At 57.6% G+C, this 16,679-nt stretch carries 13 protein-coding genes; 10 read left to right on the top strand and 3 right to left on the bottom strand.

Annotation, left to right across the window (positions count from 1 at the left end; translation table 11 throughout):
• Positions 1 to 168: 168 nt before the first annotated feature.
• Positions 169 to 1,023 (bottom strand): helix-turn-helix domain-containing protein, encoded by an 855-nt coding sequence (locus tag EKM95_RS09925; protein WP_164510173.1) that lies wholly within the window; start codon positions 1,021 to 1,023, stop codon positions 169 to 171.
• Positions 1,023 to 1,934 carry a helix-turn-helix domain-containing protein gene (locus EKM95_RS09920; protein ID WP_125698014.1) on the bottom strand — a complete coding sequence of 304 codons (912 nt, stop codon included), beginning with the start codon at positions 1,932 to 1,934 and terminating at the stop codon, positions 1,023 to 1,025. The genes EKM95_RS09925 and EKM95_RS09920 overlap by 1 nt, the downstream gene beginning before the upstream one ends.
• Positions 1,935 to 2,094: 160 nt before the next feature.
• On the opposite strand from EKM95_RS09920, the gene EKM95_RS09915 reads away from it, so the two are divergent.
• The 4 genes from EKM95_RS09915 (at position 2,095) to EKM95_RS09900 (ending at position 7,907) form a co-directional block, all read left to right on the top strand.
• Positions 2,095 to 2,508: a hypothetical protein gene (locus EKM95_RS09915; RefSeq protein WP_125698012.1), complete on the top strand. Its 414-nt coding sequence runs from the start codon at positions 2,095 to 2,097 to the stop codon at positions 2,506 to 2,508.
• Between the two features lie 673 nt (positions 2,509 to 3,181).
• Entirely contained in the window at positions 3,182 to 4,156 is a 975-nt protein-coding gene (locus tag EKM95_RS09910; protein WP_125698009.1) for a ribose-phosphate diphosphokinase, read from the top strand.
• 313 nt (positions 4,157 to 4,469) lie between these two features.
• A complete protein-coding gene (locus EKM95_RS09905) occupies positions 4,470 to 5,039 on the top strand; it encodes a TetR/AcrR family transcriptional regulator (RefSeq protein ID WP_125698007.1) in 570 nt (189 codons plus the stop codon).
• Positions 5,040 to 5,051: 12 nt separating this feature from the next.
• Entirely contained in the window at positions 5,052 to 7,907 is a 2,856-nt protein-coding gene (locus EKM95_RS09900; protein ID WP_125698005.1) for a YhgE/Pip domain-containing protein, read from the top strand.
• A gap of 107 nt (positions 7,908 to 8,014) precedes the next feature.
• Here EKM95_RS09900 and mscL read toward each other — a convergent pair whose 3' ends face one another.
• Complete coding sequence (gene mscL, locus EKM95_RS09895) at positions 8,015 to 8,389, bottom strand: large-conductance mechanosensitive channel protein MscL (protein WP_125698003.1); 375 nt, start codon at positions 8,387 to 8,389, stop codon at positions 8,015 to 8,017.
• A 471-nt stretch (positions 8,390 to 8,860) separates the two neighbouring features.
• Here mscL and EKM95_RS09890 point away from each other — a divergent pair, with 471 nt between their 5' ends.
• The 6 genes from EKM95_RS09890 (at position 8,861) to EKM95_RS09865 (ending at position 16,644) form a co-directional block, all read left to right on the top strand.
• On the top strand, positions 8,861 to 9,772 hold the full coding sequence (locus tag EKM95_RS09890; RefSeq protein WP_125698001.1) for an ABC transporter ATP-binding protein: 912 nt from the start codon (positions 8,861 to 8,863) through the stop codon (positions 9,770 to 9,772).
• On the top strand, positions 9,759 to 11,378 hold the full coding sequence (locus tag EKM95_RS09885) for an ABC transporter permease (RefSeq protein WP_125697999.1): 1,620 nt from the start codon (positions 9,759 to 9,761) through the stop codon (positions 11,376 to 11,378). Before EKM95_RS09890 ends, EKM95_RS09885 begins: the two co-directional genes overlap by 14 nt.
• Before the next feature lie 10 nt (positions 11,379 to 11,388).
• Positions 11,389 to 12,033: a TetR/AcrR family transcriptional regulator gene (locus EKM95_RS09880; RefSeq protein ID WP_125697997.1), complete on the top strand. Its 645-nt coding sequence runs from the start codon at positions 11,389 to 11,391 to the stop codon at positions 12,031 to 12,033.
• A 448-nt stretch (positions 12,034 to 12,481) separates the two neighbouring features.
• Positions 12,482 to 13,420: an AAA family ATPase gene (locus EKM95_RS09875; RefSeq protein ID WP_125697995.1), complete on the top strand. Its 939-nt coding sequence runs from the start codon at positions 12,482 to 12,484 to the stop codon at positions 13,418 to 13,420.
• Positions 13,421 to 13,424: 4 nt separating this feature from the next.
• Complete coding sequence (locus tag EKM95_RS09870) at positions 13,425 to 14,465, top strand: DUF58 domain-containing protein (protein ID WP_125697993.1); 1,041 nt, start codon at positions 13,425 to 13,427, stop codon at positions 14,463 to 14,465.
• On the top strand, positions 14,455 to 16,644 hold the full coding sequence (locus EKM95_RS09865) for a transglutaminase domain-containing protein (protein ID WP_125697991.1): 2,190 nt from the start codon (positions 14,455 to 14,457) through the stop codon (positions 16,642 to 16,644). Before EKM95_RS09870 ends, EKM95_RS09865 begins: the two co-directional genes overlap by 11 nt.
• Positions 16,645 to 16,679 lie beyond the last annotated feature (35 nt).

Raw genomic sequence — 16,679 nt, 5'->3', positions numbered from 1 at the left:
CTCGACGGCCCTCTGCTTCTCTTTTAGTGAGTACATTTAATATCATACCTGAAGTCCAACTTTTTGTCCGCACGCCCCATCCCCGGGCCAAGGAATTTGTGGGATGCCATCACATTGAACGTTACGCAAAAAGACCCGCGGGCAAATGCCTGCGGGTCGACGCGCCTCTTATCGCTCAGCCAGCGCGGCCCACAACTTTGTGAGTTCGTCGTTGATCGCCGCTTTGGGGGCGAGGCGGCGACTGGCTGCCAGCAACGCGTTGAATTGGCCTTGCGCCTGCGCTCGGTTGCGGAAGTAAATCGGGATGAAGGTCGTGAAGCGTTTTGCCAGTACGAAAAATATGTTGGTGCCCATCACCATCCGGCGCGTGATGAGTGGCGGCAGGGCCTTGATCTCCTTGACCGAGCCAGTGGCCAGAATGTGTTGCATGAATTGCAGGTAGAGCCGGTTGAGGATGCGCTCGCGTAATTGCGTTTCTGCACTGAGGGCGGCGCTTTGACTTTTTTCCAAGATCGCCTTGCCCTCTTCAAATGGCAAAAAGGCGATCAGCTCGGATAACAGGCGCAGGTCGAAGGTCGAAAAACGCGGGACTTGATCGAGGTCGTGAAAAAGCGTAACGGCTTGTTCGGTGCTGGCGGCCGTGGCTCCGGCGAGTGCGGTGGCCTCCACGTGCACCAGCGAAGCGAGTTGGGCGTATCCGGCGTTGCCCGTTTGTTGTGCCTTTTTTCGCAGGGCGGTCTCGGCGGTCTTCAAGTCGGAGAGCGAAGGTGTGCCGATCAATAATTCTAGCACCTCGTCCGCCTCGACTTCGATCGGCAGGGGCATGCCCGGAATTGCCAGGGTAATGTCGCTCGGCGCGAGGCGCAGGTGGTCGAGCAAGGCGAAAAATTGGCTGAGCTTCATCGGGGTCTGGCCGTTGACTAGCCGTGCATAGGTCGCCGGCGAAATGTCGAGGGCCCGGCATAAGGGGGCGGTCTTGATCTGTTTGTCTTTGCGAATCTGGTTGAGCGTTTCGCCGATCATCAGGCTTCCTCCTTGGGGTCGAACGTAACGAGGTCCAGCCATACCATGGCGAGGCCTTGATTGAGGGCGTGGTTGGGATTGCCGGTGATGGTCAGGCAATCGCGCTGAAGTTCACGAAACAGGCGCGTGGCCAGCTCCCGCCGATCATTTAAATATAAGCGAATTGGTCGGCACAACAACTTTAATGAGGAAAAAGCATAATCTGCATGCCCAGCTGACCGCGCTTCGATCTGATCGCAGGCTTCCAACACCGCGTCGCGCCGCCGTGTGTGGATCGCGCTTTGCAAAAACTGGCGATACAACGTCGCGACTTGACCGCGCCCGGTGTCAGTCGGCTCGCCCGGGGCATTGAGCATGTGACTGAAGATCGCCTGCACGCGCTCAAATGGCAGGTAGACTGCGCTGGCCAGCAGGAGCTGCTGCTCAAAGGACGTGAGGAGATCCTGCTGGGAGATCTTTTGGTAAAGATGCTCCGCCGCTTTTTCCGTCGCAGTCAGATCTTGGGCGAGCTCGCTTTGAAATAGCGTCAAGAAGTCGGCCAGCAACGTAAAGCCACTATTGCCAGAAGCCGCGCCTTGTTCCTGAAGAACGCTGATCTGTTTTTGTAGGCGCCGTAGCTGTTTTTTCTGCGTGCGGTAATAGACCTGCATCACATCCACGACCAGGCGCTCGGTGTCGCTGAGCGCGGCCTGCAGTGGCAACGTTTCAGGCGGCAGGGTCTCCTGCAAGTCGGAAAAACTGTAGCGCAAGGCGTTCAGCGCGTTCACCGCGTCATCAAGGCGGACACTACTACTGTCGTGAACGCTGCGGTGATAAGTTGCGGTGGAGATGCCGATCTGGCGCGCGAGGTCTTTTGCGGGGATGCTACGTGCCTGCCGCCAATTTTCAAGGGTCGAACCGAACGTGTTCATAGCTGCCTCCTGATAACGCTTTCTTATCCTGAATTGTAGGCTGAAAAGGATACCGATTCAACTATTTTGCGCGACGCTGACGCAAATGTGAGAGATTCTCGTTGCGCGCACGCCAGGCGGGTACATTATAAGTTGTGTTAGAGATGAGGGGGAACGGACGATGAAACGAATCAATCTGACGGGCAAACGGTTTGGCCGGCTAGTCGTCGTGGGCTTTTCGGGCCAAGCAAGCAATGGCAACGCGCTGTGGCAATGCCAATGCGACTGCGGCAAAACGATGGTGACAGAAGGCTATCGCTTACGCCATGGCCTGACAAGCAGCTGCGGCTGTTATCGCGCGGAGCGGATGCGCCATGTGTTCGCCCAGCAGCAAAAATCAGTCAGCGCAGGCGCCCATCAACCAGGCGCGAAAAATCATTCCGGCGTGGTCGGCGTCAGCTTCGACCGCCAAACAGGCAAGTGGAACGCCCGCCTGTTTTACCGGGGCAAGTTGATCTTGAACAAGCGCTTCGAAGATTTCGAAGCGGCAGTCGCAGCCCGCAAACGCGCAGAAAAAAAGTGCGACGCAAGCTGACACTGACTGGAAAATGCTTTGGGGGACAGCCGCCCGCAATCTGGGGCCAGCTGATCGAGCGGGATAGCGTAAGTTAGTGAATGGAACCGCAACGTCAAAATGCAGGGAAAAGACTGCAAAGGAGAGGTTGCGGTTTTGGATTCAGGTAAAAGAGACGAGCACTTCTTGCAAAAAGACTTAACGATCAATCCTTGTGAGATTTGTGAAGCACAACGCCCCGTGCAAAAAGATAACTGGCGCTCTTCCTGATAACGGCAAACTCAAAACGTCTCTAAAGAAAATTGAGTGCTGGATGTAGGGTGGGCTCCGGCCAGAAACGGCTCGCTTCGCATGTCTTGGCGTAAGGCATCAATGCCTAGCGCCAAGAGCAAGCCCCCTCGTCTGTGTTAACGGCTATGCCGCTTACACCGAAAGTGAGCATTGAGACCGCGTTTTGTGCGGGACTCAAAGGCACTGGCCCGCTATACTCCGGTCGCCAGCCGATTTTCGGCTGGAGTCCACCCAGGCGACTCCTCAAACTAGACGCAGAGAATCACTCAGCAAGACAAGTTTTGATTTTTCCGTTATAATGGCCTAGAGGAAGTTATCATTTTTGCACGGATTGGCCTTGCAATTTGACGAGATTCCGCTAGACTTTTTTTGACAGAAAAATTCACTTTACTTGGAGGAAACCATGCCTGAGCACTATGCTGATCCAAAGTTAAAGATCTTTGCGTTGAATTCGAACAAACCCTTGGCGGAAAAAATCGCCCAAGAGGTTGGCGTCGAATTAGGTAAGTCGTCGGTCAAGCGGTTTAGCGATGGTGAGATTCAGATCAACATCGAAGAAAGTATCCGTGGCGACGACGTGTACCTGATCCAGTCGACTTCAGCGCCGGTCAATGACAATTTGATGGAGCTGCTCATTATGACGGATGCGCTCCGCCGGGCATCTGCGCACACAATCAACGCGGTCATTCCTTACTATGGTTACGCGCGGCAGGATCGTAAGGCCCGTTCGCGCGAACCGATCACGGCAAAACTCGTCGCCAATATGCTCGAGCGCGCCGGCGTTGACCGCGTGCTGGCATTGGACCTGCATGCCGCTCAGATTCAAGGCTTCTTCGACATTCCCGTCGATCATTTGATGGGCGCGCCGCTGCTGGCCGATTACTTCTTGCGCAATCATTATGATGGGGCCGACACGGTCGTTGTTTCCCCAGATCATGGTGGTGTGACGCGTGCCCGCAAGCTTGCCGAGTTCCTCAAGGCACCGATCGCAATCATCGACAAGCGCCGGCCGCGGCCAAATGTCGCTGAGGTGATGAACATCGTTGGCCAGGTCGAAGGCAAGAGGTGCATCATCATCGACGATATGATCGATACGGCTGGCACGTTGACTCTGGCTGGCCAAGCACTGAAGGACGCAGGTGCCACCGAAGTTTTGGCGGCCGCCACGCACGCTGTTTTCTCCGGCCCGGCGATCGAGCGCCTCGCCGCTGCCCCAATCGAGCAGGTCGTGGTCACGGATTCTATCCAGCACCCAGAAGGCACCCAGCTCGACAAGTTGGTCACCGTTTCGGTTGGCCCACTGATCGGCCGCGCGATCAAGCGCATCCAGGAGAACAAGCCGGTTTCACCATTGTTCGAAAATCGCTTCACCAAGTAAATTCGATCAGAAATGTAATCAGGACGTCGCCAAATTGGTCGGCGTCTTTTTTGTGCAGAAATAGGGTCACTTGTGAACAAAATAAAATCGGAAAGGCGGCAGGGGTGCTGAAAATATTTTTTCAACTCGCCGCCTTTTAGCGTCGAAAAATGGGCTCGCTTTCATCCGCAATACCGCGCGAAACTAGTGCCTCCTGCAAGCCGGGACGTAATCTGCAATACGAGGTTAATCTACAAATTGTAGGTTGCAATCTTCAAAATGTCGTTGTATATTCTCTTACGGTAATATTCTCACTAAAGAAGGAGGAACCTGCATGATCCATCATCGTGTGCTTGATCAAGACAAGGTGCTTGCGGCAGCCTGCGACGTTGTTAAGGCGGAAGGCATTCAGGCGCTGACATACCGGCGGCTTGCCCATGATCTGAATATTCGGTCGCAGTCGCTGTACAATTATTTTCCTAATCTTGAGGGGCTCATCGAAACGATGGGGACCCATTTCATGCAGGCCCTCTATCAACAGCTGACCGAGGCACTGACCGGGGTGGCCGGCATCGAGGCACTGCGGGTGTACGCGCAGACGGCGCATGATTATTTTGATGGCCAAGGCAATTTGTTCGAGGTTCTCTATTATGTGCATCGTTACGATGCGGACAGCCCGTTCGTGCAGGCGACGGCTCAGGTGCTCGGAATGTTGAAGAAGTTGATCAACGGGGTGCGGCTGAAGACGATGCATCACGAGGCGTTCACGCAAGGGCTGATCTCCAGTGTGCTGGGGTTCACGGTCATTGAGATCATGGGGTTGATTCCCTCGCCTGCGCCTGCACGCCGCAAGAATTTTCATCAGATGCTGGGGCTTTACCTCGGCGATGTCATCACAGATTAAAGGGGCTTTTATATGATCAAAGACGAATTTAAGTTTATCCGCCACAACAAGTTGATCATGATCTCGGTCATGGTCATCATGTTCATTCCATTCCTTTACTCGATCTTTTTCCTGAAGTCGGTCTGGGATCCTTATGGCGATACCAAGGATCTGCCAGTCGCCGTGGTCAATCGCGACGTGCCGGCGGAGCTGCAGGGGAACACGATCAACGTCGGGGCCGACACGGTCAAGGAGCTGAAGAAAAACCATCAGCTGGGCTGGCATTTTGTCAGCGCGAAGACCGCGGCGAAGGGGCTCAAGGACAACAAGTACTACACGGTTGTCACGATTCCGGCCAATGCCTCGGCAAATGTGGCCACGGCGATGGATGCGAACCCAAAGAAGATGCAGCTGAAATATGAGACCAACGACTCGCTGAATTATTTGAGCCAGGTGATCTCGGGCATCGGGGTCACGGCGCTGGACAAGCAGATCCGGACACAGATCACGGATGCATTTTCAACCCAAGTCTTCAAGTCGATCGAGACCGCGGGCAAGGGGATGACCACCGCGGCCAAGGGTGCCAGCAAGCTCAATGATGGCACCACCACGCTGAGCGATGGCGTCAAGCAGTACACGCTGGGCGTCACCAAGGTCAAGGATGGCATCGAGGAGCTGCAAGTTTCCACCAGCCCCCTGCAAAGCGGGGTGAAACAATTGGCGGATGGCAGTCAGACCCTGACGAACGGGATCAATTCCGCAAACGCCCAGATCACGCCGATGCTGCCGGATATCACGAAGCTGGTCGATGGCGGGCAGACGTTGGCGAGCGGCGTGACCGAATACACGGCCGGCACCAACAAGGTCGTTAATGGCCTGACCACTGTCAACAAGGCGGTTGGCCCACTTTCCAGCGGCATCAAGCAACTGGTCGCAGGGGCCACGAGCCTGAACAACGGCGTGGCCAAGTACACCAAGGGCACCGACAGCCTGACCGATAATGTGGCAACATACACCGCCGGCACGGATCAGGCAGCCGCCGGAGTCAGCAAGCTGGCGAAAAACAACACCACCATCGCGTCAGGCATCAAGAGCGCGGCGGCCGGGGCGAAAACGTTGGCTAGCGGGTTGACGGCTTACACCGGTGGCGTTGCGTCCTTGAACAAGGGCCTCACCCAGATGAAAGAACAAGCCGCCGCATTGCCGGCCGGCGTTTCGAAGCTCCAAAGTGGGGCGCAGACGCTGGGCAAGGTCGCGGGCAGTTTGAAAGAGGCCAACGCCAATGCGAAAACTGGTGCCGCATCTTTGACCAGCGACTATCAGGCAACGGCGGATGCGTTGACGGCGCTGAAGGAAAGCAACCCGTCGATCGGCGATGACGTTGACGCGATTTTAGCGCAACTCGCCTCAGTCAAAAAAGATTACAGCGCGCTGTCCACGTACCAGATGACCTCTGGCTTAATGATCGCAGGGCTGACCAGTGGCAGCAGTCAGCTGAGTGCCGGCCTTGATACTTTGGCCGACCAGGCGCCGACGCTGATCGCCGGCATCGATGACGCACAAGCCGGGGCCGCCGAATTGAACGGCAACAGCAAGCAACTGACCGCTGGCGCCTCGTCCCTTGATACAGGCCTGGCAACGTTGGCCACTGGCTACACCGCGTTTGGCGCTGGCATCAGCCAGGCCAATGCCGGCCTCCAGCAGCTCGCCGCCAACAGTAGCGCGCTGCGGGCAGGCGGCTCGCAGCTGGCCGCATCCTCTGCGTCCTTGCGCAGTGGTAGCCAACAGCTGGCCAGTGGCGTCAATACCATGGGCAGCAAGGTGCCGGCCCTGGTCAATGGCCTTGGCCAACTCGCGGCAGGGGGCCAAGTCTTGACCGCCAAGTCCGCAGAATTGACCAGCGGCGCAAACCAGATCGGGGCAGGCCTCGGCCAGGTCGGTGCCAAGATGCCAACTCTGACAGCGGGCCTGACCAAGTTGGCCGATGGGTCTCAGCAGCTCACAACTGGCTTGACCACATTGAACGGCAAGATTCCTTCGCTTTTGTCCGGGGTTGACCAGCTCGATAGCGGCGCCAAGCAGTTGACGGCGAAAAATAAGCAGTTGAACGCCGGCACCAGTCAGCTGGCTTCTGGGTCTAAGGAATTGGCGACCAAGCTCGGCGATGGTGCGAAAACCATCAATGGCGTCAAGTTGACCAGCAAAACGGCAAATATGTTTGCCGATCCGACGGTGACGAAGCAAAAGCATTACAGCTATGTGGCCAACTATGGTCACGCGCTGGCCCCTTACGTTTTGTCCCTGGCGCTGTATGTAGGCGCACTGGTCTTTAATTTTGCCTATCCGATTCGCAAAGTGTCGCGTAAAGATGGCAAGGCGACCGGCTGGTTCTTCTCGAAGATCGCAGTCGGCGGGATCGTAGCCGTTGGGATGGCGGTCGTTGAGGCCACGCTGATCATGGTGGGCGGCCTCAATGTCGATCATGTCGGGCTGTTCTATCTGTTCGCGATTCTGTTTAGTCTCGCGTCGATGTACCTCGTCATGTTCTTGTCGATGCTGCTGGACAATCCGGGCCGTTTCATCGCGATGGTGCTGTTGATGCTGCAGCTTGGCGGTGCCGGTGGGACCTTCCCACTTGAGATCACGAACCACTTCTACAACGTGATTCATCCGTTCCTGCCGATGAGTTATTCGATCCTCGGCTTCCGTCAGGCGATCACCGGCGGCATCGCCAGCGGGACAGTCACCGGCGCGGTCGGCTTCCTGATCATGGTCGCGGTTGTTTCCTTGATCCTGCTGTGGCTGAGCATGCAACTGCTTCAGCGCCTCCACAAGATGGGCGTTTCGCAGCTCGATGACAACCAGAAGCTACAGGCGGTTGAAAAATAGTTTTGATTTGGCCGGCAAATAACAGTTGTTGTCCCGGTCCATAAAAAAGACGGTGTCTCCTGATCACAGGGGGCACCGTCTTTTTATGTCGTGGAAAATAGGGTCAGTTATTTGGTGGCGTCTTGTTTTGCCAGCAGGTCGCGAATCTCTGCGAGCAATTCTTCCTGGGTCGGGCCAGCCGGTGCAGCCTCTTTTTTTGGCATCACGCGGTTGGCGGCTTTCACGATCAGGAACACGATGAAGGCGATGATCAGGAAATTGATAATATCGTTGATGAATGCCCCGTATGTAAATTTCGCGCCGAGCACGGTGAAGCTCAAGTTCGCCAGATTCGAGGCGCTGGTGAACATGGAGAGAATTGGGTTGATCAGGTTCTTGGTCAGCGAGCCGACCAGTGCGGTGAAGGCACCGCCAATGATGACGCCGACTGCCATGTCGAGGACGTTGCCGCGGGTGATGAAGGCTTTGAATTCATTAAGCAAAATTGTTTCCCCCTTTTTCTTCTATTATACTAAACCGCCACAGCGCTGGGCATGGAAAACATGTTCGGACCTGGACTCGTGGTGATAGAGTTAACGCCGGAGCCCACCCTCTGTTTGAGGTTCTATTGTTCATCTGGTGGTATGTTTTCCATACCAAGGCTTCGCGTTGTGAAAAAGTGTCCACCATTTTGCGTCGACGCAGACAATCCGGCAAACAATATCTTAGCTGCAACGTTCTCTCACATTACCTTAACACGACACGTCTTCCTCGCCCGGCATGTGATCGCCATCCTCCCAATCTCCTCAATGGCATCCGCTACCTCTGCCGTGCTACGATTGACTGGAAAAATTTGGTGAGTCAAAACGGCTCTGTGGCGGGCTTTTTTGCGGGTCGTTTGTTGACTCGATAGTTATTGACCCGGCAGTCAAACGGTTGCACACTATTGTCATCAATTGAAGTTGGAGGCGAGGATGATGGCTGACGTATTGACCATTGATCATCTGCAGAAGAAGTTTGGGAAGTTTGAGGCGCTGAAGAATATTTCCTTTAGCATTCATCAAGGTGAGGTGTTTGGGTTCATTGGCCCAAACGGCGCCGGGAAGTCGACAACGATTCGCACGCTGCTTGGGATTTTGAAGCCGACTGCTGGCACGGCGACGATTTTTGGCGAGGACGCCTGGGCGGAGGCGGTGGGCATTCACAAGCGCATCGCTTATGTGCCGGGGGATGTTTATCTGTGGCCGAATCTGACCGGCGGCGAGGTGATCGATTTTCTTTTGCGGCTCAATGGCGAGGCCCATTCCGAAAAAACGGATGCGCTGATCAAGAAATTCGACCTCGATCCGACGAAGAAGGCGCGCACCTATTCCAAGGGGAACCGGCAAAAGGTAGCGTTGATTGCTGCTTTTTCCAGTGATGCTGAGCTTTACATCTTCGATGAGCCGACCAGTGGACTGGATCCGTTGATGGAGGAAGTTTTCCAGGAAGAAGTGCTGGCGCTGAAGGCTGCGGGGAAAAGTGTGCTGTTGTCGTCGCACATTCTCAGCGAAGTCGAGCGGATGTGTGATCGGATCGCCATTATTCGCCAAGGGGAGATCATTGAGATTGGGAGCCTGGAAGCGATGCAGCAGTTGAGCCGCAGCACGGTGCATGTCGTGACCGCTCAGGACCTTTCCGCCATCAAGCAATTGCCGGCGGTCCATCAGTTCACAGCCAAGTCCGCCACGCAGGCCACGTTCTCGGTGGATGCCGATCAGCTCGGGGCGGTGATGACCGCGCTGACGCCACTTGGGATCACCCAGCTACAAAGCACCCCGCCGACGCTGGAGGACCTGTTCCTGCGGTATTACAATCAGGAGGGCGATGGCCATGAACAGCAGTAAGGCGCAAAACACGCTGGCGCTGACCAAGCTGAACCTGCGCCACGACTGGTTGAAAATTGTGCTGTGGATTCTTGGCCTCGCTGGCTTGATGGCGGTGGCCGCTGCCAAATTCGGCGGAATCTATGGGACGCAAAAGGCGATGAACACCATCGCCGAAACGCTGCGCACGCCGGCGATGGTGTCTCTGCTTGGTCCGTTCACCGCGACCAAACCTTACACCACGGCGATGATTTATGGCAGTGAAATGATGGTCTTCATGGGCCTGTTTGCCGCCATGATGAATCTGTATTTTGCGGTGCATGCCACGCGGGCGCAAGAAGATACGGGCACGAGTGAGCTACTGCTCGCGCATGCGGTCGGGCGGCAGAGTCCACTTTTGGCCGCGATCGCGGAGCTGGCCATCATCAATGTTGCGGCCGGGGTGATCGAGGCGATTGGGCTTCAGGCCGCGAACATGCCAGGGGCTGATGCGGCTGGCAACTGGTTGTTTGGCCTTGGCCTTGCCGCATTTGGCTTTATGTTCGGGACCTTCGCCCTGCTGTTTTCGCAGGTCGTCAGCAATGCCCGTAGCGCCACCATTCTTAGCTACAGCTGGCTGGGGATTCTGTTCGTTGCGCGAATGGGCACCGATATTCAAGATCCGGATCTGACTTGGTGGACGATCTTTGGCTGGATCGAGAAAATGGAACTCTACACGAATAATGTGTGGACCCCGCTGGCGCTGATGCTGGGGATGAGCGTGATCGTCCTGGCCGTCACCATTGCGCTGGCCGCCTCCCGCGATATCGGCGCCGGGCTGATCACGCCGCGGGCTGGCCGGGCGCGCGCAAGCCGCTTTTTGCAGGGACCGCTGAGTTTGCTGGCCCGCCTTGAGCGCACCAGCACCTGGATCTGGCTGATCGGGATGTTCCTGTTGGGCGTCTCGTATGGCTCGATCTTCGGCACGGTCGGCGATCTGGCCAAGGCCAATCCGACCTTGTCGAAGTTGCTGGGCGGCGCTGGGACGGATGCAGCGAACAAGGCGATCATTTTGGCGATGGCGAACAAACTGACGATCGTTTTCGTGGTGGTCGCCACGATTCCGGCACTTCTGACGATCTTGCGCCTGAACAATGATGAGAAAAAAGGGTACCTGGAATTGCAACATGCTGCGCCGATCTCTCGGCTGCGCCTGTTTACCAGTTTTGCTGGCCACGGGCTGGTTGTCGGCTCGCTCAGCTTCTTGCTCGCACTGCTGGGCATGATCATTGCCGGCGCCAGTTCCGCAACGGTGACCATCAGTGCGGCTCACTATCTGCGCGGCTTTATCGGTTTTTGGCCGGCCTTGCTGGTGGTCTGCAGTATCGGGGCGCTTTTGGTCGGATTTTTGCCTCGGCTTCAGTCGCTGGTGTGGATTCTGCCAGTTTATGGTGTGATCTCCTTGTATCTTGGCCCACTGCTCGATTTTCCAACATGGGCGACGCGCCTGACCCCGTATGGCTGGGTCAATGAGGTACCGGTCAAGGCGATTCAGTGGGCGCCAGTCTGCTGGATGACGGTGCTGGCCTGCGTGCTGTTCGTGCTGGGGTATCTCGCATACAGGCGGCGCGACCTCACGATGAATTAGGAGCGGCATAATGACAGAAACGACTGAGACCCCGCGCGACCCGGAAAAAGTGGCGCGCATTGAGGCGGCGGCCCTGCACGAATTTGCAACGCTGGGCTTTCACCAGGCAAAAACGGATGTGATCGCACGCGAGGCGCAGGTCTCCAAGGGCCTGATCTTCCATTATTTCGGGAGCAAGGCTAACCTCTACGTGCATGTCGCAAAAATGGTCTTCACTCGGCTCAACGCGGCGGCGGACTTCAGTGTCTGGCGCGACGCCCCAGATCTGAAGGCGATGATTCGGCGGGCGCTGGAGTACAAGATCAAGATGCAGGTCGATTTTAAGGATGAGTTCGCGCTTGGGATGAATTTGTGGGGCGGCGAACGCATGCCCGCGGACCTGGCCGCACGGGTGCACAAGCTGTTTGAATCGGAGATGACGTTTGCCCAGACGGATCTGATGACGCCGGTCTTGGCGCGGATGAAAATACGGCCGGATGTTTCCGAGCAGACGGTGCGCGAGCTGTTTTCCATGATCACCAATCTGATCGAGGTCAAGGCGCGGCCGTTTTTAGACGCGCATCCCAACGCCAAGGTGGCGGAGCTCGAATGGCTGGTGGATGATGTGCTGAAGTATCTTGATGTGCTGGAGCATGGGTTTTTGGCGGCAGAGTGAGAAGCGGCAAGGTTTTGTATATGCTGGCGCTTGATCGATGAGATGGCCGACCGGGAAGAAATTCCTGGCCGGCTTTTTTCTGTCTAGTGGCGAGGCCCCACCATCCCGCGGGCCTGCGCACCCTTTCCAGTTGGGCTCCGCCGAGCAGGGGTGGGACATCTAACTGGCTCGGGTACTCGATGGCCAAATGCGCCATCAAGCACCCGAGCCAAGTTAGCTGCCCACCCCTAAGCGCTCGGCTCCGCACCCTTTCCAGTTGGGCTCCGCGCGGCAGGTCTGAGGCATCTAGTTGACCCAGTCACTCGGGGCTAAGACCAGCCCCAAGCGCCCAGGCCAAACTAGCTGCTCAGACCTAAACGCCGCGCTCCGCACCCTAAAAAATTGCAATCGCTTGCATTCTTGTGTTGCTTCTATGAAAATAAAGGCAGAGACACTTGGAGGTGCGCTTATGGACAGTGCGGAAGCTAAGCGGCAGATCGATGCCGTTTTGGACCAGATCGAGACGGTGATCGTGGGCAAACGCGAGGTGATTCAGCTCACTTTGGCGGGGATGCTTGCCGGCGGGCATATTTTGTTTGAAGACATGCCGGGCGTTGGCAAGACGACGTTAGCGCGGGCCTTGGCGAAAACGCTGGCCAGTCCGTTTCAGCGGATTCAGTTCACCCCGGACCTTTTGCCCAGTGACATTGTGGGCGTCTCTATTTTCAATCGGGGCACGGAAAAATTCGAGTTTCAACCCGGGCCGGTGTTCACCACGTTTTTGCTGGCGGATGAGATCAACCGGGCCACGCCGCGGACCCAAGCGGCCCTACTTGAGGCGATGGGCGAACGGCGGGTGACGCTGGATGGGCGCACGCATGAGTTGTCCGCTGACTTTTTTGTCATGGCGACGCAAAATCCCAACGACTTTGAAGGAACCTATCCGCTTCCGGAGGCCCAGCTGGATCGCTTTTTGATGCGGCTGATGATCGGGTATCCGACCTTCGATGCGGAGTTGTCGCTACTCGATCGGCCGGACACGCAGGCACGGGTCAACGCGCTTGAGCCATTACTCTCGATCGCGGATGTGGCGGCGCTCAAGGAGGCGGTCAAGCAGGTGAAGATCAGTGAGAGCCTGCTTCGATACATGCTTCAGATCGCCACGGCCACGCGCACGGATGAACGGATGCGGCTTGGCGTATCGCCGCGTGGGGTGCTTGCGCTTGAAAGTGCCAGCCGCGCGTTGGCCCTGACAGAAGGGCGCGATTATGTGACAGTCGATGATATCCAGCGTCTGGTGCCGCTGGTGTATTGCCATCGCGTTCTGCTGCACCCCGGCGTGCGCAGTCGGGCGGAAGTGGTGCTCGGCGACTTGATGCGCCAGATTCCCGCACCGACCAGGGGGTGACGCCATGCATCTGCGCAGCTGGCTGAAAAATGGCGCCGCGCTGATCATTTTGGCGCTGATCGCAAGTTTTGGCATTATTTTCAATTCCGCGACCAGTTGGCTGGTCACAGATGCTGCCATGGTGGTCGCGTTGATCCTGGCGCTGAGTTTGGTGTGGCCGCTGGGCACGCTGCGCGCAAGTGGCGATGAAACGACCGCCGCCGATGATGCCACGGGGCCGCAACTGACCCTCTCTGGCCCCGGCTTTTTCCCGCTATTGGCGCTTCGGCAGGGAAAACAGACACTGGCGCGCCAGGCATATGTCGGCCGGCCGGTTCAGGCGATGTTACCAAAGCCATTGGCGCGCGGCCGCTATGAGGCCCTGCCGCTGCGCGTTGTGTGCGGCGATCCATTCGGCTGGACGGAAAAACGGCGTGGGCTGAAATTGCGCGAGCCGCTTGTTGTCGGGCCGCGGCGGGAGTTGGCCTTGAGCAGCGCCGTGCATGGGGTGCTGACGCGTCTGCTCAATCAGAATGCGCCGAGCGGGGATGCGCCGAGTTTTGACCTGCGCGCGTTTCGCGAATATGTGCCGGGCGATCCGGTGAATGCAATCGATTGGAAGGCGACGGCCAAGCGCGACGAAATGATCGTGCGCCTGGATGAGCCGGAAGAGCGGCCGCATTGGCAAGGCGTGCTTTTGGCCGAGGACGCGCCACTGTTTGAAAATCTGCTGGGGGTCTTTGTGACGTTGTCGACCCGTGGCGACCTTTGGCAAAATGCAGTGGTGCTGGATGAGGCGATTCATCCCGTGCCAACTGGGGCCGCTCTGGCGACACTGGCGCCGGTGGCCCACGCCGAGGTCGCGCAGTTGGCCACTTTACCGCAACAAGGCCTCATCATTTTTGCCAGCGCGGACATGACCGTTGCCAGCCTCGGCGCGATCGCCGAAAAACGGCCGGTGATTCTGGTCCAACTTTCGCGTGGGGAAAAAGGGCGCGTGCAGGCCACCATTTCCGCCGGGAGCTGGGCGACGATCGTGGAAGGAGGCGGCGGCAATGCGGCATGAAAAGACGCTGACGAAATGGCTGGCCGCAGTCTTTACCGGCTGGCTCCTTCTGATCTTCCTCGGGCCGTATCTTGAGATCAACGCGGTCAGCCAGCCGCGGGTGCTTTACGTGGTCGGGGCGATCGACTTGGCGATGATCGTGTGGGCGAGTTTGCGCCCGCAACGGTGGCCGGTGCCCGTGCTGATCGGCGCGGCCAGCACAATCATCGGGTTGTGGCGCCTGGTGCCGCTGGATCGCGGATTGACGCTGGGCTGGGCACAGCGGTATGTGTCGGTCCTGTGGTCCACCGGGTATTCATTTTTCACCACGGGCGGCATCGACATGCCCACGGTGCTCAGCGTGTCGCTAGTTCTCCTTCTGACGATCGCGCTTGGGTTACTCACAATCATTTGGCGCCAATATCTGATTGCAGCGCTGGCGGTTTTTGCCTATCTCACCGCAGTCACCATCTTCGGCGGGACGGATCAGCGCGCGGCCTATGTGCAGCTGCTGGTGGCGGTCCTTCTGATGACGCTTTGGCAGCACGGCACCCTGGCCAGCCGCAACGGACGCATCGTGGCCTTGGTGCTCGCCGCAGTCGTGGCAGGCGGCCTCCCACTTTTGGCTGGCACGCTCAATGACCGCCTCACCAACGCGACGGTCGAAGTCCGCAATCGCCTCAACGACGCCGGATTTTTTGAAAAATTGAATGCGTATGCCCAACGCGGGGCGCGCACCGGCTTCACCGAAAACGATGAGACGCTGGGCGGGCCGGTGTACGACGACACGACCAAGGTGCTGGAGGTTCAGGAAGACGACGCCAATTACATGCGCGTCGAGGTCAAGACCGATTACACGGGCCGCGGCTGGAACAATCGCCGCTTGCGCTGGAATCGCGGGGATTACGGGCGGTCGCTTGGGCGCAACGCCACGGGCTTGGTGGTGGAAGATGAGGCCGCTTCGCTGACCTATCCGACGCGCGGGACCAGTGTGATCATCACGGCTGAATCCGGCCATGAGTACACGCCGCTGCCATATGGCCAATTGACCATCACGGACTCGGAGCCTGGGTCGTGGCGTGATCTGTATTTTGATAACGATAGCGAGCGCCTGCTCAACAGCGGGGTGTCGCGGATGGAAATGACCCAACGCGCCAAACCGGTGACGGTGGTGGGACTCGAGGCCGTCAGCGAGGTGGAAACGATCGGCTTCAGTGATGAGCTGGCTGTGCCGAGCACAGTCCCGAAGCGTGTGCGGACGCTGGCGCAAAAGGTGACCAAAAACGCGACTACGCAGTACGCCAAGGTGAAGGCCGTCGAAGATTTTCTGTCGATGGATCCGCAGTTCGTCTATTCCAAAGTGGATACCCCGAATACGCCAAAGGGTCGCGATTATGTGGATTATTTTCTGTTCACCTCACGAATCGGCTACTGCGATAATTTTTCCACGGCGATGGTGATCATGCTGCGGACGCTGGGGATTCCGGCGCGCTGGGCAAAGGGCTTCAATGCCGGCAGTGTGACCGGCACGGCGGACAATGGCCAAAGCATCTACACGGTCACCAACGCCAACGCGCATTCCTGGCCGGAGGTGTATTTCGGCGAGTACGGCTGGCTGCCATTTGAGCCGACGCCGGGCTTTTACAACGCCGCCGAACCGCAAGCCACTGCGGATGACGCCGCCAGCTCCTCCAGCAGCGCGGCGGCGAGCGCATCCAGTAGCAGTAATACCAGGGTCTCGTCCAGCAGTGTCGCCTCGTCTTCATCTGCCAGCAGTTCGGCGGCCACGGCGCGCACCCGATCAACTAGTCGGCTGAATGGCGGTTGGTTGATCGCGCTGGTCATCGTGCTGGTCGTGGGGTTATTGCTCCTGTTGCCGAAGATGCCGGCATTGCTGCTTTTGGTTTTGGGCCGCGGGCTGACCACGCGCAATTTTGCCGGGCGGTATCGCTGGCTGCTTGGGACCCTGCGCCAGGTGACGCGCCGGCCGGCTGAGCAGAGTTTGCAGGCTTATGCCGCGCGGGTGGACGCCCACCTGCAAAGTGGCTCGGCGCTGGCCCGGTTGACGACGGTGTATGAGGCGCAGGAATTCGGCGGGCGGCCGCCGGAAAATGCGCCGCGCCAGGATTATCGGGCGGTGGCCAAGGCGCTTTTGCACAGTAAGTATTCTTTCTGGCATCGGCGCGCCAAGAAAAATTGAGCCAAATAGAGCCGCCATTTCGCGTGATCGCTGCG

The organism is Lacticaseibacillus yichunensis (assembly GCF_003946405.1).
GTDB classification, from domain to species: domain Bacteria; phylum Bacillota; class Bacilli; order Lactobacillales; family Lactobacillaceae; genus Lacticaseibacillus; species Lacticaseibacillus yichunensis.
The sequence above is the reverse complement of the archived record's forward strand: the minus strand, read 5'-3'. Positions and strand labels throughout refer to the sequence as shown.